Origin of the sequence: Halomonas sp. DP8Y7-1 (assembly GCF_019801685.1) — a bacterium.
GTDB classification, from domain to species: domain Bacteria; phylum Pseudomonadota; class Gammaproteobacteria; order Pseudomonadales; family Halomonadaceae; genus Halomonas; species Halomonas litopenaei_A.
Map to the genome: position 1 here is coordinate 264,519 of NZ_JAHVIN010000003.1, position 25,617 is coordinate 290,135.

Annotated in this window: 21 protein-coding genes; 4 read left to right on the forward strand and 17 right to left on the reverse strand. The window is 62.0% G+C overall.

The genetic code is table 11. The annotated features are described in order from the left end of the window. Positions 1-148: 148 nt before the first annotated feature. From dgcA to KUV41_RS03020, 7 genes are all read right to left on the reverse strand, one after another. Positions 149-2,236: a dimethylglycine demethylation protein DgcA gene (gene dgcA, locus KUV41_RS02990; protein WP_222484162.1), complete on the reverse strand. Its 2,088-nt coding sequence runs from the start codon at positions 2,234-2,236 to the stop codon at positions 149-151. Positions 2,237-2,379: 143 nt separating this feature from the next. Further along, positions 2,380-2,922 carry a 4-vinyl reductase gene (locus tag KUV41_RS02995; protein WP_206941306.1) on the reverse strand — a complete coding sequence of 181 codons (543 nt, stop codon included), beginning with the start codon at positions 2,920-2,922 and terminating at the stop codon, positions 2,380-2,382. Between the two features lie 121 nt (positions 2,923-3,043). Beyond that, positions 3,044-4,042: a dipeptidase gene (locus tag KUV41_RS03000; RefSeq protein ID WP_222484562.1), complete on the reverse strand. Its 999-nt coding sequence runs from the start codon at positions 4,040-4,042 to the stop codon at positions 3,044-3,046. Positions 4,043-4,393: 351 nt separating this feature from the next. Next, positions 4,394-5,092 (reverse strand): monofunctional biosynthetic peptidoglycan transglycosylase, encoded by a 699-nt coding sequence (gene mtgA, locus KUV41_RS03005; protein WP_222237612.1) that lies wholly within the window; start codon positions 5,090-5,092, stop codon positions 4,394-4,396. A gap of 224 nt (positions 5,093-5,316) precedes the next feature. After that, positions 5,317-6,459 carry a GlxA family transcriptional regulator gene (locus KUV41_RS03010; RefSeq protein ID WP_222162734.1) on the reverse strand — a complete coding sequence of 381 codons (1,143 nt, stop codon included), beginning with the start codon at positions 6,457-6,459 and terminating at the stop codon, positions 5,317-5,319. Between the two features lie 456 nt (positions 6,460-6,915). Then, complete coding sequence (fghA, locus tag KUV41_RS03015) at positions 6,916-7,773, reverse strand: S-formylglutathione hydrolase (RefSeq protein WP_206941310.1); 858 nt, start codon at positions 7,771-7,773, stop codon at positions 6,916-6,918. A gap of 147 nt (positions 7,774-7,920) precedes the next feature. Continuing rightward, positions 7,921-9,030: an S-(hydroxymethyl)glutathione dehydrogenase/class III alcohol dehydrogenase gene (locus KUV41_RS03020; RefSeq protein WP_222484164.1), complete on the reverse strand. Its 1,110-nt coding sequence runs from the start codon at positions 9,028-9,030 to the stop codon at positions 7,921-7,923. Between the two features lie 203 nt (positions 9,031-9,233). Here KUV41_RS03020 and KUV41_RS03025 point away from each other — a divergent pair, with 203 nt between their 5' ends. Continuing rightward, positions 9,234-10,163, forward strand: coding sequence for a LysR family transcriptional regulator (locus KUV41_RS03025; RefSeq protein ID WP_206941312.1), 930 nt, complete (start codon positions 9,234-9,236; stop codon positions 10,161-10,163). A 75-nt stretch (positions 10,164-10,238) separates the two neighbouring features. On the opposite strand, the gene KUV41_RS03030 is transcribed toward KUV41_RS03025, so the two are convergent. From KUV41_RS03030 to KUV41_RS03055, 6 genes are all read right to left on the reverse strand, one after another. Then, on the reverse strand, positions 10,239-11,231 hold the full coding sequence (locus KUV41_RS03030) for a branched-chain amino acid ABC transporter permease (RefSeq protein WP_222484166.1): 993 nt from the start codon (positions 11,229-11,231) through the stop codon (positions 10,239-10,241). Position 11,232: 1 nt separating this feature from the next. Further along, complete coding sequence (locus tag KUV41_RS03035; protein ID WP_206941315.1) at positions 11,233-12,120, reverse strand: branched-chain amino acid ABC transporter permease; 888 nt, start codon at positions 12,118-12,120, stop codon at positions 11,233-11,235. Positions 12,121-12,214: 94 nt separating this feature from the next. After that, a complete protein-coding gene (locus KUV41_RS03040) occupies positions 12,215-13,471 on the reverse strand; it encodes an ABC transporter substrate-binding protein (RefSeq protein WP_409995780.1) in 1,257 nt (418 codons plus the stop codon). Between the two features lie 188 nt (positions 13,472-13,659). After that, positions 13,660-14,412 carry an ABC transporter ATP-binding protein gene (locus tag KUV41_RS03045; protein ID WP_409995781.1) on the reverse strand — a complete coding sequence of 251 codons (753 nt, stop codon included), beginning with the start codon at positions 14,410-14,412 and terminating at the stop codon, positions 13,660-13,662. Then, positions 14,409-15,185 (reverse strand): ABC transporter ATP-binding protein, encoded by a 777-nt coding sequence (locus KUV41_RS03050; protein WP_206941317.1) that lies wholly within the window; start codon positions 15,183-15,185, stop codon positions 14,409-14,411. Before KUV41_RS03050 ends, KUV41_RS03045 begins: the two co-directional genes overlap by 4 nt. Positions 15,186-15,504: 319 nt before the next feature. Then, on the reverse strand, positions 15,505-16,884 hold the full coding sequence (locus tag KUV41_RS03055) for an L-serine ammonia-lyase (RefSeq protein ID WP_222484168.1): 1,380 nt from the start codon (positions 16,882-16,884) through the stop codon (positions 15,505-15,507). 217 nt (positions 16,885-17,101) lie between these two features. Between KUV41_RS03055 and KUV41_RS03060 the strand changes: the two genes are divergently transcribed. Continuing rightward, positions 17,102-18,013: a LysR substrate-binding domain-containing protein gene (locus KUV41_RS03060; protein WP_206941321.1), complete on the forward strand. Its 912-nt coding sequence runs from the start codon at positions 17,102-17,104 to the stop codon at positions 18,011-18,013. A 117-nt stretch (positions 18,014-18,130) separates the two neighbouring features. Next, positions 18,131-18,778, forward strand: coding sequence for a hypothetical protein (locus KUV41_RS03065; RefSeq protein ID WP_222484170.1), 648 nt, complete (start codon positions 18,131-18,133; stop codon positions 18,776-18,778). Positions 18,779-19,045: 267 nt separating this feature from the next. Here KUV41_RS03065 and rpoD read toward each other — a convergent pair whose 3' ends face one another. The 3 genes from rpoD to rpsU all read right to left on the reverse strand — a co-directional run bounded on the left by rpoD (position 19,046) and on the right by rpsU (position 23,389). Next, positions 19,046-20,887 carry an RNA polymerase sigma factor RpoD gene (gene rpoD / locus KUV41_RS03070; RefSeq protein WP_206941323.1) on the reverse strand — a complete coding sequence of 614 codons (1,842 nt, stop codon included), beginning with the start codon at positions 20,885-20,887 and terminating at the stop codon, positions 19,046-19,048. Positions 20,888-21,191: 304 nt separating this feature from the next. After that, positions 21,192-23,009 carry a DNA primase gene (gene dnaG / locus KUV41_RS03075; RefSeq protein WP_222484171.1) on the reverse strand — a complete coding sequence of 606 codons (1,818 nt, stop codon included), beginning with the start codon at positions 23,007-23,009 and terminating at the stop codon, positions 21,192-21,194. Between the two features lie 164 nt (positions 23,010-23,173). Then, entirely contained in the window at positions 23,174-23,389 is a 216-nt protein-coding gene (gene rpsU, locus KUV41_RS03080; RefSeq protein WP_013333229.1) for a 30S ribosomal protein S21, read from the reverse strand. Positions 23,390-23,848: 459 nt separating this feature from the next. On the opposite strand from rpsU, the gene tsaD reads away from it, so the two are divergent. Next, entirely contained in the window at positions 23,849-24,880 is a 1,032-nt protein-coding gene (gene tsaD / locus KUV41_RS03085) for a tRNA (adenosine(37)-N6)-threonylcarbamoyltransferase complex transferase subunit TsaD (RefSeq protein ID WP_222484173.1), read from the forward strand. 48 nt (positions 24,881-24,928) lie between these two features. Here the strand turns inward: tsaD and plsY are convergent, their stop codons facing one another. After that, the gene (plsY, locus tag KUV41_RS03090; RefSeq protein ID WP_224908452.1) at positions 24,929-25,516 is read right to left on the reverse strand and encodes a glycerol-3-phosphate 1-O-acyltransferase PlsY; all 588 of its coding nucleotides are present in this window, start codon (positions 25,514-25,516) and stop codon (positions 24,929-24,931) included. Positions 25,517-25,617: the final 101 nt, after the last annotated feature.

The following is a 25,617-nucleotide window of genomic DNA, read 5'->3' on the forward strand; positions in this document are numbered from 1 at the left end:
CAATGTGGTGAAGAAAGGCGGTGGTGAAGAAAGGCGGTGATGAAGGGCGGCGAAGAAAAACGCTGAGGCAGGGAAGCGCCAGAGAGGCAACGAAGTATCGACAGAGACAGGGGCGAGGACCCGCCGCCAGCCTCTGCCGAGGTGCCGCCTACACGTCCTTGCACAGGCGGAGGGCATCATAGATGGCGGCATGCACGTTGCGCGGGGCGACCCCATCCCCCAGCCGGAACAGCACGTATCTGCCCTTGTGCTCGTCGGCCTCCAACTCCGCCAGACACGGCTGGGGCTGGGCGGCATACAGCGCATCCAGATCCACCTGTCCACGGTTCAAGGAAGCGGCCTTCATCGCCAGGTACAGGGTTTCGTCGGGGCGTACCCCGTTTTCCACCACGATCTGATCGACTACCCGCTCTTCCTGCACACCGCTGTACTCGTTCTCCAGCACCGCGATCAGGTTGCTGCCCTCTCGGTACACCTCATGGAGCATCATGTCCGACGTCATGATGACCTCCTTTTCATAGAGACTGCGGTAATAGGTAGGAAAGGTGGTTCCCCCAACGGCGGCCCCCGGCTTGATGTCGTCGGTGACGATCTCGACCTTGGCGCCCTTGTCGGCCAGGAAGTCTGCCGCGGACACCCCGGCGAATTCGCAGATACTGTCGAACACCAGCACGTTCTTGCCCGGGGCCACCTTGCCTGACAGAACGTCCCAGGTGCTGACGATCAGGCTTTCCTCGGCATCCGCGGAAAATCCCCAGGCCGGATACTGGTCCAGGAACGGTCTCCCCCCGGTCGCCAGCACCACCAGGTCCGGGCGCAGATCCTCGATGGTGGCCACGTCGGCCCGGGTTCCCAACCGCAGGTCGACCTTGAGGCGTGCCAGCTCGAGCTGATACCAGCGAGTGATGCCAGCGATCTGATCCCGCGCAGGAGCCTTGGCGGCAAGGGTGATCTGGCCACCGAGGCTGTCGGAGGCTTCAAACAGGGTCACCTGATGGCCGCGCTCGGCCAGTACCCTGGCGGACTCCATGCCTCCGGGGCCTCCTCCCACCACGACCGCGCGCCGTGTCGGTCCCTCGCTCGGCGTGATGATGTGCGGCAATCCCATGTATTCCCGCGAGGTCGCGGCATTCTGGATGCACAGCACATCGAGCCCCTGGTACTGACGATCGATGCAGTAGTTGGCCCCGACGCACTGGCGTATCTGGTCCACTGCTCCCATCTTGATCTTGGCGATCAGGTGGGGGTCGGCAATGTGTGCTCGGGTCATGCCCACCATGTCCACATACCCACCCTCGAGAATGCGATTAGCCTGGGTCGGGTCCTTGATGTTCTGGGCGTGTATAACGGGCACGCTGACCACTTCCTTGATGCCCGCCGCCAGGTGCAGGAACGGCTCCGGTGGATAGGACATGTTGGGGATGACGTTGGCCAAGGAGTTGTGGGTATCACAGCCAGACCCCACCACGCCAAAGAAGTCCACCTGGCCCGTGGCGTCATAGAAGGCGGCGATGGCCTTCATGTCATCGTGGGTGAGACCGTCGGGATGAAACTCGTCGCCGCAGATGCGCATGCCCACCACGAAGTCGTCGCCGACCTCGGCGCGCACGGCCTTCAGCACCTCGAGACCGAACCGCATGCGCCCTTCAAAGCTCCCCCCCCATTCGTCCTCACGCTTGTTGACCCTGGGACTCCAGAACTGGTCGATCAGGTGCTGGTGCACGGCGGACAGTTCGACACCATCGAGGCCGCCCTGCTTGGCCCGCCGCGCCGCCTGAGCGAAGTCACCGATGATGCGCCAGATTTCCTCCTCCTCGATGGTCTTGCAGGTGGAGCGATGGACCGGTTCGCGGATGCCCGAGGGCGACACAAGGGTGGGCCAGTGATGGCCATCCCAGCGGGAGCGGCGCCCCATGTGCGTGATCTGGATCATGATCTTGCCGCCGTGGCGATGGACTGCCTCGGCTAGGTTCTGGAAGTGCGGAATGATCCGGTCAGTGGACAGGTTGACCGAGCTCCACCAGGCCTGTGGGCTATCGATCGAAACGACAGAAGATCCGCCGCAGATACACAGGCCGCAGCCCCCTTTCGCCTTCTCTTCGTAGTAGCGCACATAGCGCTCGGTGGTCATCCCACCCTCGGTCGCATAGACCTCGGCGTGGGCAGTGCTGACCACCCGATTACGAATGGTCTGGCGGCCGATGGTGATCGGCTGAAAGATCGCGTCGAAGGCCATGAGAAGGCTCCTCTGCCTGAACGAGGACGACAGGGGTGGCGTATCCGATGGACACCTTGCCTGTGCGCTCTGTGGGAGATGTGGCGTGATGCCCAATCAGCGGGTTTCGCGGCGGGAGCGGGCCTGCCGTGCGCCCCGCTCGGTCAGTCTCGACGAGGCTCTGGCCTCACCTCGAAACGACCGACGTCGCAACCCGGTTCGGCGGCGCTCTGGGTCTGTTCGGCACGGGTGCGCAGGGGGGATCCCGACGCTGCCAGAATCTGGTCCATGGCGCCGGCAAACCAGCCGGTGAACATGTAGTCGACCCGAGTTCCGGTCTTGCCCAGCTGCAACACAAAGGCACTGTGCTCCAGTCGCACCGTGGCGCTGCCTTCGGTCAGCGTTATGGCTTCTGTGACAAAGCGTCCCCAACCACGCTGGGACAGGCGACTCATGTAGTGCTGAAAGACCGCCTCACCGCTCAACCCATGCAGCTCGGCTTCCTTCTCGCACCAGTGCCAGGCGCTCTTGTAGCCGGCGTGGTACAGGATGTCGGCGTAGACCTCGACCCCAAGGGCCTGTTCCACCGCGATGTGGTTGTTGATAAAAAAGTGGCGCGGCACGTAGAGCATCGGCAGGGCGTCGGTGGTCCAGACCCCGGTATCGGCGTCTACCTCGATAGGCAGCTCGGGAGCGATGGTCGTCACGGTAAAGTCCTCGGCAGCGGTCAGTGGTGTGGTCTTGTAGCTGTCGTTGTGGTTTTCGTTGTGGTATTAGCTGTGGTGTTAGTTGTCGTTATCGTCCGCAGTGACGATGGGGCGGGGAGGTCTACTCTCCCCAGACATCTGCCAGTACCCGCACCCAGTTCTCGCCCATGACCTTGCGCACCTGGGTCTCGCTCAACCCATGGCGCAGCAGCGCCTCGGTAAGGTTGCCGAACTCGCCGATGGTGCGAATCCCCTTGGGATTGATGATCTCGCCGAAGGAGGTCAGACGACGGGCGTACCCCTTGTCGTGGGTCAGCCACTCGAAGAAGGCCTGATCCTGCCCCTGGGTAAAGTCGGTGCCGATGCCGATGGCATCTTCACCCACGATGTTCATGACGTAGAGAATGGCTTCGACGTAGTCATCGACGGTGGCATTCACCCCCGCCCGCAGAAACGGCGTGAACATGGTGACACCGACAAAGCCGCCGTGATCGGCGATGAAACGCAGCTCTTCATCGGACTTGTTGCGCGGGTGCTCCTTGAGGCCCGACGGCAGACAGTGGGAATAACACACCGGCTTGTTCGAGGCTTCGATGACTTCGCGGGAGGTGTTGGCCCCGACGTGGGACAGGTCGCACATGATCCCGACACGATTCATCTCGGCGACGATTTCGTGTCCAAAGCCGGACAGTCCGCCGTCCCGCTCGTAGCAGCCGGTTCCGACCAGGTTCTGGGTGTTGTAGCAAAGCTGGACGATACCGACGCCGAGCTGCTTGAAGACCTCGACGTAGCCGATCTGGTCCTCGAAGGCGTGGGCATTCTGAAAACCGAAGATGATGCCCGTGCGGTCCTCCTGCTTGGCCTTGCGAATATCGGCGGTGGTACGTACCGGGCGCACCAGATCGCTGCATTGCTCCATCAAGGTCCGGGTCGCCACGATATTGTCCACAGTCGCCTGGAATCCTTCCCACACCGAGACCGTACAGTTGGCCGCCGTCAGGCCGCCTCGTCGCATGTCCTCGAGCAGCTCTCGCTGCCACTTGGCAATAATCAGGCCATCGATGACCGTGGCTTCGCGGTGCAGCGAACGAGCGTCAATGGAACGAGTGTCGGATTGCATCAGGGGGGAATTCATCACGATAGCCCTTGCCCGGTGGACGAATGGACCGGACTCGAGCCGGCGTCATGGAGGCAGGATAGCGCTGCCGGAAGCGGCCACGACGCCTGATTGCGACGGCAAGAATTCCAAAAGCGTCACGTCATTCCGATAACGACAACAGCCCCCGACGCATGGCGCCAGGGGCTGTGCAGGAAGGATTATCTGGCGGGTTCAGCATGGCGGTCGGAAAGGACGCAAGGACAGGGATTGAGAAGAGGCATTGAGAAGAGGTCTTGAGCAGAGCGCTGACGCCATTCGGCCAGGCACTCCGTGCTTCCCTCACGCCAGAGATTCCCTAACGCCAGTGATGCCCTAGAGCTTGTCGAGATACCTGAGCCCCAGGTTATTCATCTGGCGCTGAATCCAGGCGGCGCGGTTGGCGGTACGAGGCCCGGGACGAGAGGCGCTGCGTTCGAGGGGATTAGGCAGCACGGCCGCCAGACGGGCAGCTTGCACCGCACTCAGTTGGTCGGCACCGACCCCAAAGTAGTGCTGGCTGGCGGCCTCCAGCCCGAACACGCCGCGATCGAACTCGACGATATTGAGGTAGACCTCAAGGATACGTTCCTTGGGCCACAACAACTCCATCAGGGTGGCGAACCAGGCCTCAAACCCCTTGCGCACCCAGTCACGCCCCGTCCACAGGAACAGGTTCTTGGCGGTTTGTTGGGTAATGGTGCTGGCACCACGCAGCGATCCCCCGTTTCTGGCGGATTCCACGGCACGTTTCAGCTCCACCAGGTCGAATCCGTTATGCTCGGGGAAACGCTGGTCCTCCGCCGCAATCACCGCCAGTTTGGCGTTGTCCGACAGTTCGTCCCAAGGCCGCCACTGCTGCTGAATGTCCAGCGGTTCCCCCGAAAACCAGGAAGACACCTCTCGCTCCAGCATAACCATGGAGCCAAAGACCGGCACCACACGAAAGAACAGCACCAGCACAACGGACCCCAGCACAAAGGCAAGAGTGGCGCGAAGCAGAAGTCGTAGGATGGGGCGCCACCGGATATGCATGCCTTGAGCTCTGTTGAAGGACGTGCCCGCAGTATATCAAGGCATTGGGCTAGCGCGACAAATGCGGCGCAGGCTGCGGCGACAGCCTGGCCAAGGGGAGCGACAGACCAGCGAGACGAGCGTAGATGACACCCCGCTGGCATGCATCAAGCGTTTTCGGACTCAGGCTCTCTCGTGTTCAGGCTCTCCTGGTCTCACCTCTCCTGAACTCACTTCTCTGGGCCTCAACCTATCTTGGACGTGACCCGGAAGCTGCCATAGGTTGGCTCTCCCCGGGCTTCTTCCAGCGCCGACAGGGCTCGGGATACCGGCTCCTGCACCGCTCCCGACACCAGCGGGGGTGCCAGGGTGCCCGCCACGACAGGAGAAAAAGCGCTCCATCCCAGGCGCTCTTCGCGGGGCGGCAGCCCGAAGCACTCGCGGTAGCACTTCGAAAAGTGGGGCGTCGAGACAAACCCGCAGGCGGCGGCGATATCGATGATCGACATTGAGGTCTGCTTGAGCAGTTGCCGAGCCCGGTTGAGGCGCAGCCGCATGTAATAGCGCGAGGGTGAGCAGTGCAGGTTGCGCTGGAACAGGCGTTCGAGCTGGCGCCGGGACAGGCTGACATAGCAAGCCAGTTCGTCCAGGTCGATGGGTTCCTCCAGGTTGTTTTCCATCAGGGCCACGATTTCCTGGAGTCTTGGCTGAGCGGTCCCCAGCATATGCTTGAGAGGCACCCGCTGCTGGTCCTGCTCACCACGCACCCGGTCGCACACAAACATGTCGGAAATCCCGGCCGCCAGCTCGCGCCCGTGGTCCCTCCCGATCAGCGTCAGCATCATGTCCAGCGGCGCGGTCCCGCCGGAGGCGGTACAGCGATCCCGGTCCATGGAGAACAGCTTGGACGTCAGGCCGATACAGGGGTACGCCTCTTGCAGGGCCGCCTGACATTCCCAGTGGGTGCTGACCTCATAGCCGTCAAGCAGCCCGGCACGTGCCAGCGCCCAGGCACCGGTACAGATGGAACCAAAACGCTTGAGATGTCGCGCCTGGGACTTCAACCAGCTGACATGGCCCTGGTGCACGTGACGGGTGGGTGCCACCCCACCGCACACCACCACCATATCCAACGACAGGGGAACACTGAGCGACGAATCCGGGGTGACGGTCAGCCCGTCGCTGGCTTCCAGCGGCGCACCGTCGAGACTCAGTGTGAACCAGCGATAAAGCTCCTGGCCGGACAGCTGATTGGCCATGCGCAATGGCTCGATCGCCGACGCCAGCGAGATCAGGGTGAAGTGTTCCAGCAACAGGAAGCCGATGGTCTGGGGTCCTTCGTGGCCCCCCTGGGATACAGCCCGTCCGGGCTTGTTGGGCAAGCTCATGGTCACCTCCTCGACACGGTCGGTCTGCCCCTCGTCTGATCTGCTCCGCAGAAAGAGGCACCGCCGCGATCCATTATTGTTATGGCGGCATCATCTAGATGTCAGCACCGGCACTGAGCCCCGACATCGAACCCGGTTTTACATGACTTTAGGTCGTACCGACGTGTCATGACATCACAATAGTCGCTATCGACATGCCCTTGACCAGTCGTCTGCGACAATGATGTCGCGAATAGCTACGTCAATGTCGCCATGGCGCACAAAAGCGACGATCTCTTCGTCGCATGACGATTTTCGCGACATGCCTGGTTCCCAACGCGACCCCCTCGACCAATGGCGACTTTGCAAGGGGCGTCAATTGCGCCTGGCCATTCTTCGGCCAGATACAACGCGGCCCTCGTCACAGGACGAGGGCCGCGTTGTCCGCGCTCTTTCGCGTGCAGCTTGTCGCTGCTGTCAGCGCTTGGCGTAGAGCTTCTCCGCGTGGTAGCGCAGGTGGTCTTCGATGAAGGTCGCGATGAAGAAGTAGCTGTGATCGTAGCCGGGCTGACGACGCAGGGTCAGCGGATGATCGCGCTCAGCGCAGACGGCCTCCAGGCGCTCCGGGCACAGCTGCTCTTCCAGGAAGTCATCGGCATCCCCCTGATCGATGAACAGGGGCTGGCGGGACGCCCCGCGCGCTACCAGTTCACAAGCGTCGTACTGGGTCCACTTGCTGGTGTCCTCCCCCAGGTAAGCCGTAAAGGCCTTGCGGCCCCAGGGGCACTGGGTCGGATTGACGATAGGCGAGAACGCCGAGACCGAGCGATAGTGGCCAGGCTTGCGTAGCGCCAGAATCAAGGCCCCATGACCGCCCATGGAGTGGCCGCTGATGGACTCACGCCCATTCAATGGGAAGTGCTGGCGTACCACCGACGGCAGCTCCTCGGTCACATAGTCGTACATCCGATAGTGAGCCTTCCAGGGCTCCTGAGTCGCATTGACGTAGAAGCCGGCACCGGAACCCAGGTCATAGCTGTCGTGCTCGCCAGGCAGGTCCGTCCCTCTCGGGCTGGTGTCCGGGCACAGGATGGCGATACCCAGTTCGGCGGCCAGACGATGCGCACCCGCCTTCTGCATGAAGTTCTCGTCGGTGCAGGTCAGCCCGGACAGCCACCACAGCAGCGGAACCTTCTCGGTCTCGGCCTGGGGTGGCAGGTAGATGGCGAAGGTCATCTCGCAGTCCAGCGCCCGCGAGTGATGACGATAGCGCTTGTGCCAACCGCCGAAGCTGCGGTTGGCGCTGACCAGTTCCAGATGCTCGCTCATGGACATGGCGAATCTCCTTCGACAATGATGCCCCGCCAGGCGGGGCCGTGAATCGACAAGGGCTCGCGCGAACCACAGCATCGCCATGGTGGCTCGAGCGCCTGTGGCAAAGCGCCGCTAGCCCGGCGTCGACCGAGCCAGCAGGCGTGGGCGTCAGTAATGCAGCACGGTACGGATACTCTCGCCCGCATGCAGCAGGTCGAAGGCCTCGTTGATCTTGTCGAAGGCCATGTTATGGGTGATGAAGTCGTCGATGTTGAGCTCGCCGTTCATGTACTGCTCGACGTAGCCAGGCAGCTGGCTGCGCCCCTTGACCCCGCCGAAGGCCGAGCCTTTCCAGACACGACCGGTGACCAGCTGGAACGGACGGGTGGAAATTTCCTGACCGGCTCCGGCCACACCAATGATGATCGACTCGCCCCACCCCTTGTGGCAGCACTCAAGCGCGGAGCGCATGACATTGACGTTGCCGATACATTCGAAGGAGTAGTCGACGCCGCCATCGGTCAAGTCAACGATGACCTGCTGGATGGAGTCGCTGTAGTCCTTGGGATTGACGAAGTCGGTCGCCCCAAACTGCTTGGCCAGCTCGAACTTCTCGGGGTTTACATCGATGGCGATGATACGGCCGGCCTTGGCCATCACCGCGCCCTGGATGACGGCCAGGCCGATGGCACCCAGACCGAACACGGCAACGGTCGCGCCCGGCTCCACCTTGGCGGTGTTCAGCACCGCACCAATGCCGGTGGTCACGCCGCAACCCAGCAGACAGATCTTGTCCAGCGGTGCCTCCTGGGAGACCTTGGCCAGGGACACTTCCGGCACCACGGTGTACTCGCTGAAGGTCGACGTGCCCATGTAGTGGTAGAGCGGCTTGCCCTCGAAGGAGAAGCGAGTAGTGCCGTCAGGCATCAGGCCCTGGCCCTGTGTGGCGCGCACGGAGCTACACAGGTTGGTCTTGCCAGAGCGGCAGAACTTGCACTCGCCGCACTCAGCGGTGTACAGCGGAATCACGTGATCACCCGGCTTCAGGCTGGTCACGCCCTCGCCCACCTCTTCGACGATACCGGCGCCTTCATGGCCCAGTACCGAGGGGAAGATGCCTTCAGGATCCGCCCCGGACAGGGTGAACGAATCGGTGTGGCAGACACTGGTGGCAACGATACGAACCAGCACCTCCCCCGCCTTGGGGCCGTCCACGTCAATCTCTGTCAGGGTTAGCGGCTTGCCGGATTCCAAAGCAATGGCGGCACGTGATTTCATGGCAACATCCTCGAATAACGTCGATGAACGCAATAGGGCGCGTGTCCCCGAGCAGCGATGGTGGCACCAAGTGGCAGCGCCGACACGATATGGCCGACCGCCACCGCTGACGGTAGTGGCATCAGTCTAGACCTCGCCACGGGCTGGGATAAAGCACGCAGACGACATAACATTGTTGCCATATAGCAATAATGGAGACGACCATGCACCCATGGGCCGGTATCGAAGCGTTCATTGAAGTCGTGCGGCTCTCGTCGTTCGCTGCCGCGGCAAGGCGCCTGGGCGTGTCCAGCTCCCACATTAGCCGCCAGGTCGCAGCGCTCGAAAGTCGCCTCGACACTCCCCTGCTCTACCGCACCACGCGTCAGATCAGCCTGACCGAGGCCGGGCGTCTCTACTACCAGCAATGCGAGGCGCTGGTAGACGGTTTTCGCGAGGCCGATGCGGTCGTAAAAGACTTTGAGGCCCAGCCCCGTGGGGAACTCGCCCTAACCTGCGCGACCACCTTTGGCGAGCGCTACGTGGCCCCGTTGATCAATGACCTGTTGATACAGTACCCGCAGCTGGGGGTACGCCTGCACTTTACCAACCGGCAGGTGGACCTGATCGAGGAAGGCTTTGACATCGGCATACGCATGGGCACCCTGGAAGACAGCACCATGCTGGCGCGCCGACTGGCTGACCGGCGAGAATACGTGGTCGGCTCTCCGGCCTACTTCCAGCGCTTTCCCCAGCCCCATGCCCTATCGGAATTGAAGCACCACCGCTGCCTGCATGGCTCACGTGATCGCTGGCGTTTCGCCGTCGACGGCATACCCCGGGAAGTGTCCATCAAGGGGCCGTGGCAGGGCAATTCAGGTCCGGCCCTGCTGGACGCCGTGCTCAAGGGCGTCGGCCTGGGACAATTGCCGGATTATTACGTCGAGCACCATCTGGCCAAGGGTGAGCTGGTCTCGGTGCTCGACACCTACCGACACAGTGATACCGGCGTCTGGGCCGTCACCCCACACCATCGCCAGCGCTCGCCCAAGGTGCGCGTCGTCATCGACTACCTGGCAGAACACCTGGCCAACCAGCTGCCACCCCGCTATCACAACCGCCGGGAAGTGGACGAGCCAAAGACACAAATCTAAAGTTACCCGCACAATGAAGAAGCCCGGTACTTTTACCGGGCTTCTTTAATGCCAATCATCAATACCAAAGTGCAGCTACTTGAAGTTCTTGCGCACCATACGCTGAATCTCACCTACGATCCCGCTTCTAAAACTCAGCACGCACAGTACGAAGATGGCGCCCAAGATGACGCTGACCCAATTCCCCAGCGGTGACTGCGCCAGCTGAGTCTGCAGGCTGACCACCAGGCCAGCGCCCACCAGCGGGCCAAACAGCGTCCCGACACCGCCGACCAAGGTCATCAGAATCACCTCCCCCGACATGTGCCAATGGGCGTCGGTCAGCGATGCCAGCTGAAACACCACTGTCTTGGTCGCGCCAGCAAGCCCGGCAAGTCCTGCCGACAGCACGAAGGCCACCAGCTTGTAGGCGTCCACGTTGTAGCCCAGGGACACCGCCCGCGGTTCGTTCTCGCGAATGGCCTTGAGCACCTGCCCGAAGGGTGAATGCACGGTTCGCTGAATGATGGCGAAGCCGATCACAAAGATCGCCAGCACCACGTAGTACATCGCCAGGTTGTTCGACAGGTCGATCAGTCCGAACAGCATGCCCCGGGGCACACCGTGCAGGCCGTCCTCGCCGCCGGTAAATGGCGCCTGAATGTAGAAAAAGAACATCATCTGCGCCAGCGCCAGCGTTACCATGGCGAAATAGATTCCCTGGCGGCGAATCGCCAAGGCACCAAACAGGGTGCCGAGAATCACCGCAGCGACAGTGCCGACAATGATGCCGAGCTCCGGCGTCAAGCCCGGATAGCTCGACAGCAGGAAGCCCGTCACGTAGCCCCCTGTAGCGAGAAAAGCGGCATGACCGAATGACAGCAGTCCCGCAAAGCCAAGCAGCAGATTGAAGGCACAGGCGAACAGCGCGAAGCACAGAACCTTCATCAGGAACACCGGATAGGCGAACAGGGGAGCCACCAGCGCCAGTGTCAGCAGCGCCACCAGCAGCATGCCCCTGCGGCGGCGGGCGGCGCGCGCCCTGGCCTTCCCCGCCACCGGGGAAGCCGTTGTCGTCGTTGTGGTCATGTCACGCCTCCTTACCAAACAGGCCAGCAGGCCTGAGCATCAACACCATGATCATCACCAGGAAGATCACGGTATTGGCCGCTTCCGGGTAATACACCTTGGTCAGTCCCTCGATCAGCCCCATGGCGAGACCGGTGAGAATAGCCCCGAGGATGGAGCCCATGCCGCCGATCACCACCACCGCAAAGACCACGATCAGAAGACTCGATCCCATGGTCGGCGACACCGGGTACAGCGGCGCCGCGAGCACGCCGGCAAAGGCCGCCAGCGCAACGCCAAATCCGTAGGTCAGGGTGACCAGCAGCGGCACATTGACGCCGAACGCCTGCATCAGCGCCGGATTTTCCGTGCCCGCACGCAGGTACGCCCCCAGCCGAGTGCGTTCGATGATGAACCAGGTTCCCAGGCAGACCACCAGTGCCGCCACCAGCACCCAGCCACGATAGGTGGGCAGGAACATGAATGGCAGCTTGATGCCACCCGCAAGGGCCTCGGGAACCGGATAGCTGGCCCCAGAAACGCCGAACAGGTTGATCAGGCTACCCTCGAAGATCAGCGCCAGACCGAAGGTCAGCAACAGTCCATACAGATGATCGAGGTGAGCGATGCGCCGCAGCACGAGTCGTTCCAGCAGAGCGCCGAAGGCACCGACGACCAGTGGTACCAGCAGCAGCGCCAGCCAGTAATTGATGCCCAGATACTGGGCTCCCAGTAGAGCGGCGAAGGCCCCCAGCATGTACTGGGCCCCGTGAGCAAAGTTGACGATTTTCAGAAGGCCGAAGATCACCGCCAAACCAAGGCTCAAAAGTGCGTAGAAGGCGCCGTTGATCAGCCCCAGCATCAGCTGGCCCATGAATACCGCCAACGGTACGCCAAAGATCATGGTCATGAGGACATCCCTCGAGAAGGGGCGGTAGCGAGACCGCCCCGGAATGATTCAGCGCTTCCTGGAAACACCGTGGCATCGTGCCAACTGACACGGTTTAGTTGCTGACCAGCTTGCAGGAGCTTTCCGACAAGGGGCGATAGGCGTCTTCGGCAGGGATGGTTGCCTTGATCTCGTAGAGATCCCACTCACTCTCGGAATCGGCAGGCGCCTTTACCTCAGCCAGATACATGTCATGGACCATGCGTCCGTCTTCGCGAATGCGTCCATTGCGGGCAAAGAAGTCATTGATGGGTGTCTCACCCAGCTTGGCGCGCACCGTGGCAGGATCATCGGTACCCGCCGCCTCGACCGCCTCGAGATACTGTGTGGTGCTGGAATAGATGCCCGCCTGGACCATGGTTGGCATCTTGCCGACCCGCTCGAAGTAACGCTCAGCCCATTCGCGGGAGGCGTCGTCCATATCCCAGTACCAGCCGGTCGTCAGCAGCAGTCCCTGGGTGGTTTCCAGACCCATGGCATGTACGTCATTGAGGAAGATCAACAGGCCCGCCAGCTGTTGCCCGGTCTGCGTCAGGCCAAACTGGCTGGCCGTCTTGATCGCGTTGACGGTATCGGAACCGGCATTGGCCAGGCCGACAATCTTGGCCCCAGAGCCCTGGGCCTGAAGGATGTAGGAGGAGAAGTCGCTGGTCGGGAAGGGGTGACGGACGCGATCAACGATGGTGCCACCATTGTCCGTGACGACCTTCTCGACATCGCTTTCCAGCGCATGACCGAAGGCATAGTCCGCCGTCAGCATGAACCAGCTGTCACCGCCCTGCTCTACCACCGCCTTGGCCGTTCCGTTGGCCAGGGGATAGGTATCGTACACATAGTGAATATGGTTGGGAGTGCAGTGCTCGTTGGTGATGCTGGAAGCCGCAGAGCCTGAAATGATCGCCAGTCCGCCGGCTTCTTCCAGTACCTTGGTCACGGCGATGGAAACCGATGAGGCCACCATGCCGGCGACCAGGTCCACGTTTTCCTGATCGACCCAGCCACGCACGGTGTTGGCGCCCACATCGGCGCTGTTGCGGTCATCGGCATTGAAGATCTCGATAGGTGCATCACCGACGCTTCCACCGAAATCTTCCACCGCCATCTTCATGGCTTCAAGACCACCCGGGCCAGCCAGGTCGCGATAGGTGCCTGACATGTCCGCGAGATAGCCGATGCGGATCTCGCCATCGCTGATTCCGTCCTGGGCCAGCGAGGGTGCGGCCATTCCCAGCATACCGGCGACCAGCAAGGTGTTGGCGGCAACGGCGCGAGCCAGCGGCAAACGGCGGAAAGTACGGGTCTGTGACATCATGGAAGGCTCCTGGGCCCATGGCCCTTGTTGTTGTTGAATATGTCGTTGTTGGATATGTTGCTGACGTGTTGTAGAGCAGGTGCTGAGGCGTCGGTATTGGCCGTCCACACAGCGCCGTCCGCGCTGTGTGCACGGGCAGTGGGAACGGCTTCGCGAAGGGATGGGTGACGCGCCTGGCGAATAGCACGCTAGACCCCCAGCAGTGCATTGAGGTCGTCGCGCCGGGCGTCGAGATCGGCGGCTTCGATGGTATCGATGATGCGGCCGTGCTCCATGACGAAGTGGCGATCGGCTAGGGGGGCCGCGAAGCGGAAGTTCTGCTCCACCAGCACGATGGTCATCCCGCGGGACTTCAACGTCACCAGCACCTCGGCAAGCGCCTGATTGATGACAGGAGCCAGCCCCTCGGTAATTTCATCGAGCAACAGAATGTCGGCACCGGTGCGCAGTATGCGCGCCATGGCCAGCATCTGCTGCTCGCCACCGGACAGGCGGGTCCCCTGACTGCGCCGGCGCTCGTAGAGATTCGGAAACATCCCGTAGATATCGTCAAGGCTCATGCCACCGGAGCGTACCGTCGGCGGAAGCAGCAGGTTCTCCTCGACGTCCAGGCTGGCAAAGATACCCCGCTCTTCGGGGCAGTACCCCACGCCAAGGCGCGGTATGTGGTGGGGCTTCATGCCCAGCGTTTCCTGTCCATTGATGACAATGGAACCGCTGCGCGAGCCGACCATGTTCATGATCGTCTTCAGCGTGGTACTGCGGCCTGCGCCATTGCGCCCCAGCAGCGTCACCAGCTCACCCCGCTTCACCCGCAGGTCCACGCCGTGCAGGATATGTGATTCACCGTAGAAGGCGTTGACGCCCGCCAGGCAGATCGCTTCATCGCTGCTGGTGCTTATCCCATGGGGGGAGCGGCTAGCGTTCATCACAGAGGTCATGTGGTGGCCTCCTCGGCAACGCTGGCTTCGCTGCCCATGTAGGCCTCGCGCACTGCTGGGTCCGCCGAGACGCTGGCATAGTCACCCTCGGCCAGCACAGCGCCCCTGGCCAATACCGTGATGCGATCGCATAACCGGCTGACAACGCTCAGGTTATGCTCCACCATCAGCACCGTTCTGCCCGCCGAGACCCGGCGAATCAGCGCAACGATGCGATCCACATCCTCCGCCCCCATGCCTTGGGTGGGCTCATCCAGCAGCATGACAGTGGGCTCAAGGGCCAGGGTGGTGGCGACCTCCAGCGCTCGCTTGCGGCCGTAGGGCAGTTCCACCGTCAACACATCTGCGACGTCCGCCAGACCGACCTCCTCCAGCAGCTCCATGGCGCGCTGATTCAGCGGCTCCAGCGAACGCTCCGACTTCCAGAAATGAAAAGAGGTACCGAGCTTACGCTGCAAGGCGACTCGCACGTTTTCCAGCGCCGTCATATGGCCAAACACGGCAGAAATCTGAAAGGAACGCACCAGCCCCAGGCGCGCGATTTCATTGGCACGCATGCGGGTGATGGGCTTGCCGCGGTAGAGGATATCGCCCCTGGTAGGCGGCAGAAATTTCGTCAACAGGTTAAAGACCGTGGTCTTGCCCGCTCCATTGGGGCCGATCAGAGCATGAATATGCCCCTCCGTGATCTTCAGATCCACGCCGTCCACGGCGGTAAAGCCTCGAAACGACTTGGTCAGGCCACGGGTCTCTAGCACGTACTGCTGGCTCATGTGGCGTCCTCGCCGGGACCGTAGCCCCTGTCTTGAGGTTGTTGTGGTTGTTCGACTCAGTACTGGAGACGCTTAACTTTACGTTTACGTAAGCTAGAAGAGACGTGCGTCCGACGCAATTCGCCATGCGTTGAACTCGACCAAAGATGTATCCCACCGAATTTCAATAGGTTGCTTACTTAAAGCCCACAAGGTTTCCGCCCTGGCCCTCTGCGGCAGGACACAAAGCTTCGGTACGTCGCTGACACTAGGGCAAAAAAGCGCGGCCCGGGGAGACGATCCCCGGGCCGCTGCTGGCATACGAATGGTCAGGTGGACGTCAGCACTCGATGACGTTGACGGCCAATCCTCCCTTGGAGGTTTCCTTGTACTTCTCCTGCATGTCGGCGCCGGTATCACGCATCGTGCGAATCGCCTTGTCCAGAGACACGAAATGTTCGCCATCCCCACGGCATGCCATCAAGGCGGCATTGATGGCCTTCACCGCCGCAATCGCATTGCGTTCGATACACGGCACCTGAACCAGCCCGCCTACGGGGTCACAGGTCAGCCCCAGGTTATGCTCAAGGCCAATTTCAGCGGCGTTCTCGACCTGAGGAACGTTGGCCCCCATCACCTCGGCCAGACCGGCAGCCGCCATCGCGCAGGCAGACCCCACCTCCCCCTGGCAGCCCACTTCGGCCCCGGAAATGGAGGCATTCTTCTTGCACAGGATGCCAACGGCACCCGCCGTCAGCAGAAAATTGACGACGTCCTTCTCCGATGCGCCAGGCTGAAACTTCATGTAGTAGTGCAACACGGCAGGGATGATGCCAGCAGCGCCATTGGTAGGCGCCGTCACCATGCGCCCGCCGGCGGCATTTTCCTCGTTGACGGCCAACGCATACACGTTGACCCAGTCCATCGCGGAAAAGGTCGAGGCGATCAGACCCACATCGTCAGACATGGCTTCCAGGCGATGGTACAGCGAGGCAGCGCGGCGCTTGACGTTCAGCCCGCCAGGCAGCACGCCCTCTGCCTGGATGCCCTGGTTCACGCAGGCCTGCATCGCCTGCCAGATGTCCCACAGGCCCGCGCGCACCTCAGCCTCGCTGCGCCAGGCCTTTTCGTTCTCCAGCATCAGTTCACTGATGCTCAGACCATGCAGACGGCACAACGCCATCAACTCAGCGCCGCTGTTGAAGTCATAGGGCAGCGCCGTGTTATCGGCGTCCAGCGCGCCATCTTGTGCCTGGGCCTCGTCCACCACAAAACCCCCGCCGACCGAATAGTAGGTCTCGCGCCGGATGTCACCTGCGTGCCCCTTGGCGACCAGGGTCATGGCGTTGGGGTGATAGGGAAGACTCTCCTCATGCCAGACAAGATCACGAGCCCACAAGAAGGGCACGGCGACCTGCCCTCCCAGCATCAGGGTCTGGCTCTCCAGTAGCTCCTCGATGCATGGCCCGATCACCGCGGGATCAATGCGGTCAGGGCGCTCCCCCATCAGCCCCATGACACAGGCACGATCCGTGGCATGCCCCTTGCCCGTGGCAGAAAGTGACCCATAAAGGTGAATCTCGACCGCTGCGACCCGCTCCAGAGCGTCATCGCGTCGTAGCGCCTCGACGAAATCATGGGCTGCCTTCATCGGGCCAACGGTATGCGAGCTCGATGGGCCGATGCCAATCTTGAAAAGGTCGAAAACGCTGATGGCCATGAGGTGCCTCTTGAAAGTAGATTCGCGTCTTGAAGGGATGCTGGTAGCCGACGATAGAACACTGCGCTGTCAGACGTTCCGATCAGTCTCGCTAAAGCGACAGGATGTCGTCGCATGCCATTATGGGTATGCTGGCTGCCAAAAAGCCCTGGGACAAGGCAGAATATCTTGTCTTCAATATAGCTCAGCTAAATCATAAGCCCACAAGAGCGCATCCATGAGCCGACTTCTCAATGCCCAGACCCATGCCTGGCTCAAGGGCTTTGCGGTCAGTGCAAGACACCTCTCGTTTACCCGCGCAGCAGAAGAGCTGCATGTCACCACCGGGGCGGTCAGCCAGCAGATCAAGCAACTGGAGGACAGGCTGGGATTCAAGCTGTTCCGGAGGTTGCCACGCCGGCTGGAGCTGACAGAGGAAGGCAAACGCCTGGCTGCCGTGGTCGATGACGCCTATCAGGCGGTCGGGCTCGAAGTCAGCCGGCTGCGCAGCGGTGTCATGAGCGGCGTGATCCGACTACGCTCGATCCCCTCATTCCTGAACAAGTGGCTGATGCCGAGACTGCCGCGACTGCAGGCACGATTTCCGGATATCGAGCTGCACATCAGCTCGGAAGACAGCAACATTTCCCTGCGCGACGGGGATTTCGACCTGGCCCTGGACCTCAACGACGGCCACTATCCGGGGCTATCGATCACCCCCTTGATGGAGGAGCGCATCTTTCCGGTATGCTCGCCCAGCCTGCTCAAGGGGCGCCCTGCCCTGCGTCGTCCAGAGGATCTGTCCTGGTATCCGTTGCTGCACGACATCACCGCCTGGCGCGGCAGCCAGGAGTACGGTGAATGGCGCCACTACCTGTCTGCCATCGGTGCGCCCTCGATCAATCTTGAAAGAGGCTATACCTTCAACCGAAATCACCTCACCATGGAGGCGGCTATCGCCGGCATGGGCGTCGCCATTGCCAGGGAAACCCTGATGACCAGCGAGCTCAAGAGTGGTGCCTTGATCGCGCCTTTCAAGTCACGGGTCGATACCGGCAAGCACTACGGCATTGTCCACGCACCGGGGGCGACCGATGATCGCCGGATCAAGGCCGTGCACGACTGGCTGGTGGAAGAAGCGCGGCGATAACGTGCAACGAGCGACAGCGCAAACGAGTCAAGAATACCTCGGGGAATTTCACACACACATGCAAAGCTGTAGGTATAATCCCCGCCTGATACACGCCTTACCTGGAGATTGAGAGGGATGCTAGATACCCCCCCATCCGCCGCGCCCACGATCAGTTTCCGCGCGACCTGCGCCAGAGCCCTGCTCTACCTCCTGGTCATCGGCGCCATGATGCAGGGCGTGCTGTGGGAAACCGGCCTGCCGGAACAGATTCGTTTCAGCGAGACGGGCTTTACGGAAAGCATGCAGACGCTTTGGCTGACGATCAGCTGTCTACTGCTGGTGTATGCCCGGCAAGTGCTGGGCGGGCTACCGCGGGTGACGCTACTGATGTTTGGCCTGCTGGCCGCCGCCCTGATTCGTGAGCAGGATGCCTTTCTCGACGCCTATGTGTTCGACGGCGCCTGGCAGACGCTGGTAACGCTGCTGCTGCTGCCGATCCTGTATATCGTCCTGCGCGAGCGCCACGCCTTCGTGCGCGAATTCGAGGGCTATGTCGAGAGTTTTTCCTTTGGCCTGTTCGCCGCAGGCTTTCTCGGCACCTTTGCCTTCTCGCGCCTCTACGGTCGCAGCGAGATGTGGGAGTCGCTGCTGGCGGAGCGCTATATCCGGGTGTTCAAGGACGCCGCGGAGGAAGTGACCGAGCTCTTCGGCTATACCCTGCTGCTGTTCGCCATGATCGAGCTGGTGCTGTGGATTCGGCGTCGCCAGGCCAAGCAGGCCTGAGCCGCCGCGAGTCCCTACCCTGCAGTACAGCCGCTACCGCCCGAGAAGTCATGACAACGCCCGCTCATCGCGGGCGTTGTCATGTTGGTGGTACCCACATGAAGAGCGAGGGCAGGCGCCGACATCCGCCTGGCGCGACAACCCCAGCAGATTGGCGAAGGGACACACCACAAAAACGCCCGCGGCATGTGCCGCGGGCGTCTTGTATGACGGCCGTCTGACCAAGGGCGTCGTCAACGCCCTCGGCCGACAAGGCGTGCGCTGAGCTTACTCGTCGAGGAAGGAGCGCAGCGGCTCCGAACGCGTCGGGTGGCGCAGCTTGCGCAGTGCCTTGGCCTCGATCTGACGGATCCGCTCACGGGTGACATCAAACTGCTTGCCCACTTCCTCGAGGGTGTGGTCAGTGTTCATGTCGATCCCGAAGCGCATGCGCAGCACCTTGGCTTCGCGAGCCGTCAGGCCGCCCAGCACGTTGCGCGTGGCTTCCACGAGCCCTTCCCCGGTGGCCGAGTCGATCGGCAGCACCATGGTGGAGTCCTCGATGAAGTCGCCCAGATGCGAGTCGTCATCATCACCGATGGGCGTCTCCATGGAGATCGGCTCCTTGGCGATCTTGAGCACCTTGCGGACCTTGTCCTCCGGCATCTCGAGACGTTCGCCCAGCTCTTCCGGGGTCGGCTCACGCCCCATTTCCTGCAGCATCTGACGCGATACGCGGTTGAGCTTGTTGATGGTCTCGATCATGTGCACCGGGATGCGGATGGTGCGTGCCTGGTCCGCAATCGAGCGCGTGATCGCCTGACGAATCCACCAGGTCGCATAGGTCGAGAACTTGTAACCGCGACGGTACTCGAACTTGTCCACCGCCTTCATCAGGCCGATGTTGCCTTCCTGAATCAGGTCCAGGAACTGCAGGCCACGGTTGGTGTACTTCTTGGCGATCGAGATGACCAGGCGCAGGTTGGCCTCGACCATTTCCTTCTTGGCACGGCGCGCCTTGGCTTCACCGATGGACAGGCGACGGTTGACTTCCTTCACCTCGCTCACCGGCAGCTGGATCATCTCTTCCTCGAAGGCGATCTTGCGCTGAGCGCGCTGCACGTCGGCCTTCAGCGGCTCGAGGCGGTCGGCATAGCGAGCGTTCTCGGCCATGAAGTCGTCCAGCCAGTCCAGGCGCGACTCATTGCTGGGAAATGCCTTGATGAAGGCCTTGCGCGGCACCTTGGCCTGCTTGACCAGGAGCTGCATCACGGTCTTTTCCTGAGCCCGCACCTGCTCGACGCTGATGCGAACCTGCCCCACCAGACGCTCAAAGTGCTTCGGCACCAGCTTGATCGGCGAGAACAGCTCAGCCAGACGCGCCAGCTCTTCCTTCGCCTCGGGTGATTGGCGCCCACCGCGTTCGATGGCGGCATTGGCAATGCCGCTCTGCTCGCGGATCTGCTCGAAACGGGCACGCGCTTCCTCGGGATCCGGACCGCCGCCAGAGTCGTCCTCTTCGCCCGCGTCCTCGTCGTCATCCTCGTCGGAGCTGCTTTCCTGCTCCTCCACTTCCGGGACTTCCGCCTCGGCAACGCCGGGGATTCCCTCATCAGGGTCGATGAAGCCGGAAAACAGGTCTGACAGGCGTCCAGGAGCCTCTTCGTCCTGAGTGGCGTCGTAGGCGTCAAGAATGGACTCGACCGCGCCCGGCACGTAGGCCAGCGCCGACATCACCTCGCGAGTCCCTTCTTCGATGCGCTTGGCGATCTCGATCTCGCCTTCGCGGGTCAGCAGCTCGACCGTCCCCATCTCGCGCATGTACATGCGCACCGGGTCGGTGGTCCGACCGACGTCGCTTTCCACCGCTGCCAGCGCCGCTACCGCCTCTTCGGCAGCGGACTCATCGGTTGAGTGATCCGACATCATCAGGGTATCTTCGTCGGGAGCTTCCTCGACGACGTTAATACCCATGTCATTGATCATGCCGATGATATCTTCCACCTGGTCGGGGTCGGCGATATCTTCGGGAAGGTGGTCGTTGACCTCGGCATAGGTCAGGAAGCCCTGCTCCTTGCCGCGCGCGATCAACTCCTTCAGACGTGACTGCTGCTGCGCATTTCCAGCCATAGAAACCCTATCTCGACGAAGAAGAATGAAGCACCTGAAGCGCTAAGGTGGAGAAAACTCGGTAAGCCGGACAGTATAGCGGTTTTGGGGCCACTTCTGCCAGTCTGGAGTGTTTGCGCGATGTCTCAGGTGTGTTAGCTTATCTGGTTGCGCCCAATATCAGCGCCTAGTCCCTTAGATGGTGATAGTAGTTGAGAATTCAACCCTGACACCTTCTATACCTCCTATTCGTCGCCAGCAAAGCGTGAAGGCTTACCTCAGAAGGTAGACCAGTGACGCTGAGGGATCGTTCGCTGCGACGTCTTCAATCACGTGCGGCCAGCAGACTCATCAGTCGCGAGCGCTCCTCACTCGAGAGACGCTCCCCTGATTGCTGCTTTGCCAGCAACGTATCAATCTCCTGCTGTCGCGACGGGGTCTTGCAGGCCCGCTGAAAATAGCTCACCAGACCGTCCAGCTCCGCCGCCCTTGCCGGCCCGGGGATCAACAGCTCCTTGCGCGCCAGTGCGGCCAGACGCTCGCCGTCCTCACTGCCATGGAAGTGCATCAACAGCACCTGAGCACTGGAATACCCCCCAGCCCGCAACAGCTCGATCACGTCGCGACAGAGTCGCGCATCGTCGCCCTGACCGTCACACCACTCAAGCGATTCGGGGAGACGCTCCACCAGGCGCGGCTCGTGCACCAGCAGCTGCAGGGTACGGCCCATCAGGCCCAGCGCCGCAGAGGACTTTCTGCGCCGCTGCGGCGACTGGCCCTCTTCAACAGCGGGCTCCATGGCGTCGTCGAAGGGCATCAGCTCGGGCTCTTCGGCAACCACGGGCGCCAGAAGCGCTTCAAAACGCGACTGTTCGACCCCGGTGCGTCGCGACAGCTCTGTCAGCATCAACGACTTGAGCACTCCCTGGGGCATCTTCTCGATGGCCGACAGCACTTGGCTGGCGTAGCGTTCGCGCGACTCCAGCTGCGCCAGGTCACGCCCCTGGGCGGCATGCTCGAACAGAAACTCCGACAGCGGACTGGCACACACCACGCGATCTTCGAACGCACTGGCACCCTCACGCCGCACCAGACTGTCCGGATCCTCGCCCTCGGGCAGGAACAGGAAGCGCGCCTGACGCCCGTCGATCATCTCGGGCAACACGGTTTCCAGCGCCCTGGCCGCCGCCTGACGTCCGGCCTTGTCACCGTCGAAGCAGAACACGACCTCACTGACCAGGCGAAACAGGCGCCGCAGATGATCTGCCGTGGTGGCCGTACCCAGGGTAGCCACCGCATTATGGATGCCGTACTGCGCCAGCGCGACCACATCCATATAGCCTTCGACGATCAACAACCGTTCCAGTTTCGGGCTGGCCTGGCGGGCTTCGTACAAGCCATACAGCTCGCGCCCCTTGTGGAACACGGGGGTCTCGGGAGAGTTCAGGTACTTGGGCTTGGCATCCCCCATGACCCGACCGCCAAACCCCAAGGTCCGCCCGCGAATATCGCGGATCGGGAACACCACTCGATCGCGAAAACGGTCGTAGCTGCGACCACTGTCTTCATGGTGAACCAGCAGGCCATACTCGATCTGCACAGACTCATCGACGCCCTGCCCCCCGAGGTGCCGCTTCAGCGCCTCCCATTGGGCCGGCGCATAGCCAATGCCGAATAGCTCGCGGATCTCGTCTGACACCCCGCGCTGCTCCAGATACTCTCGGGCAACCTGGCCCTCCGGCATCTTGAGCCGCTCGCGAAAGTAGCTGGCAGACATTTCCAGCAGGTTGACGCCTTCCTTGCGCTTTTTTTCTCGCGCCTGGGCTCTGGGATCGTCGGCACCCTCTCTGGGCACCTCCATCCCCAACCTGGAAGCAAGCTGCTCGACCGCTTCCGGGAAGCGTAGCTTGTCGTACTCCATCAAGAAGCGCAGCGCGTTGCCGTGGGCACCACAGCCAAAGCAGTGATAGAACTGCTTGTCCGCGCTGACCGTGAACGATGGGCTCTTTTCCTGATGAAACGGACACAGACCAGAGTGGTTGCGCCCGGCCTTTTTCAGCTTGACGCGCTCACCCACCACCTCGACCACGTCCACGCGCGCGAGGAGGTCATCAATGAAGCGCTGGGGAATCTGGCCGGCCATAGTCTCCTCGACAGGAGCGGTATCCTGAGAAGAACAAGAATCGTCCAGAGGTCTGGACGGAACACCCTCATCGGATGTCAGAAAAACAAGCGGCCACCTCAATGGCGGCCGCTTGGCGTCCTCCTGAATCGAGAGCGGCGAACCACGCTCGACTCAAGTACGGATCAATAGAGCCGTTCGAAACGCTTGCGCTCACGCTGGAGCTTCTTGGCGTGACGCTTTACAGCGGCAGCGGCCTTGCGCTTGCGCTCGGCAGTCGGCTTCTCGTACTGCTCACGACGACGGACTTCAGACAGAACGCCGGCTTTTTCACAGGAACGCTTGAAGCGACGCAGAGCGACGTCAAACGGCTCGTTATCACGTACTTTGACAGAAGGCATTAAGCACTCACCTACCTTAGGTAACTTGAGTTCGGTTTGTACGCACACCTTCAAGGCCAATACCCCACGACACTTCGTTCGACTGCCTTAACTCATACAGGAAGGCAACGCTATCGCGAATGCCATAATCAGCAAGGAAACGAAACAGTGACGGGGGACAGCGAGCCCTGGATGCACGACCCAGTCTTGCAGCGGACAGTATTTTAGTGAGCGAAGCCGAGCCTTGCAAATTCTTTTTGGAAAGATAGCGCCTACCGGCCACCCAGCACGCACTACGATGCGGACGCCACTCTTTCCGTAGGATCAGGCGAAAACAGCGAGTTGCAGGACACAGGTGCGCCCGTGAGATGGCACCACGCTGGCCGCCGCCACACTTTCCCTCGCGCGCCCACTGTCGCAGCCACTCTCAAAACGGCGTAGAATCACGCCCCTTCCCGCTTTTGCTTCCCGAGTCGACCCATGCGAGTACTAGGCATCGAAACCTCCTGCGACGAGACCGGCATCGCGCTCTACGACACCGAGTGCGGTCTGGTGGCCGACGCCCTGCACAGCCAGGTAGCCATGCACGCCGACTATGGCGGCGTGGTGCCGGAGCTGGCTTCCCGCGACCATACTCGACGCCTGCTGCCATTGATCGACCAGGTTCTGGAGCAAGCCGCTATCGGGCGCGAACAGCTGGATGCTATCGCCTACACGGCAGGCCCGGGGCTGGTCGGCGCCCTGATGGTGGGTGCCAGCACCGCTCACGGCATGGCCCGAGCACTCGACATCCCGGTTCTTGGTGTCCATCACATGGAAGGCCACCTGCTGGCCCCCATGCTCGAGGATGAGCCTCCGGCCTTCCCCTTTGTGGCGCTGCTGGTCTCCGGGGGCCACACGCAGTTGGTGGAGGTCGCCGGTATCGGCCAGTACCGCTTGCTGGGCGAGTCCGTGGATGATGCAGCGGGTGAAGCCTTCGACAAGGCAGCCAAGATGCTCGACCTCGACTATCCGGGCGGCCCCCGGGTCGCCGCATTGGCGGAAACCGGTGATCCGGGGCGCTTCCAGTTCCCGCGTCCCATGACCGACAGGCCGGGACTCGACTTCAGCTTTTCGGGATTGAAGACCCACACCCTCACCACCATCCGCCAGCTGGAAAGCGCGGGACAGCTGGATGCACAGGCCCGTGCGGATGTGGCGCGTGCGTTCGAGGAAGCCGTGGCGGACACCCTGGCCATCAAATGTCGCCGTGCGCTCAAGCAGACTGGACTGAAGCGTCTGGTGGTCGCTGGAGGCGTCAGCGCCAATGTCCGCCTGCGCGCTCGGCTTGAAGACGCCACCGCCAAGCAGGGAGCCAAGGTGTACTACCCCCGCGGCCGTTTCTGTACCGATAACGGCGCCATGATCGCCTATGCCGGTGCGCAGCGCTTGCTGGCGGGCGAGCGGGACGTGGTAGGTCAGATGCAGGCCGTGCCGCGCTGGCCGATGGACCAGCTGAGCGCCCCGTGCTGAACGGATCAGCCCCACCAGAGCAGCGATCTACCGTGGCGTCTCGCCATGTCACAGCCGTGGCTCCTTGCCACGGCGCAGTCGATCTATATTGAGCGCATGCCGGGCCAGCACCAGCGCGGCAAACACCAGCACCACCCAGGCAAAGTCGGGGGACAGCCACAGGCTTAGCAACGGTGCCAGGGTGGCACTGGTCAGTGAGGCGACCGCCGCGGTATGCACCCGCCAGGCCAGCAGCCCCCAAATCACGGCACATGACAGCGCGACACCGGGGGTCAGCAGCAGCATCACGCCAAAGGCACTGGCAACAGCCTTGCCGCCGCGAAAGCGATACCAGGCGGGATAGCAGTGCCCCAGCAGCACCCCCAGGCCCACCAGTCCGAGCCCCCAAGGCGTCAGCCCCTGGTGCATGCCCAACAGCAGCACGGGCCAGCCCTTAAGCGCATCGATGGTCAGGGTGGCCAGCGCCAGCACGGGCCCATGCAGCCGCAGCACATTGGAAAACCCCGGATTACATGACCCGCTCAAGCGCGGGTCAGCAAGCCCCGCCACCCGGCATACGGTGATCGCCCCCAACCAGGTTCCACTGAGATAGCCCAGCGCCGTCAGCGGCAGTAATACTTCTATGGTCGGACCCACAACGACTCCTGCGCCATGAGGACGCCTCGGTGCGCACATGGTAGCCCCATGCGCGCGATCATGCTGGCAGCGCCGCTGCACCAGCTACGCCGGGAACCGCG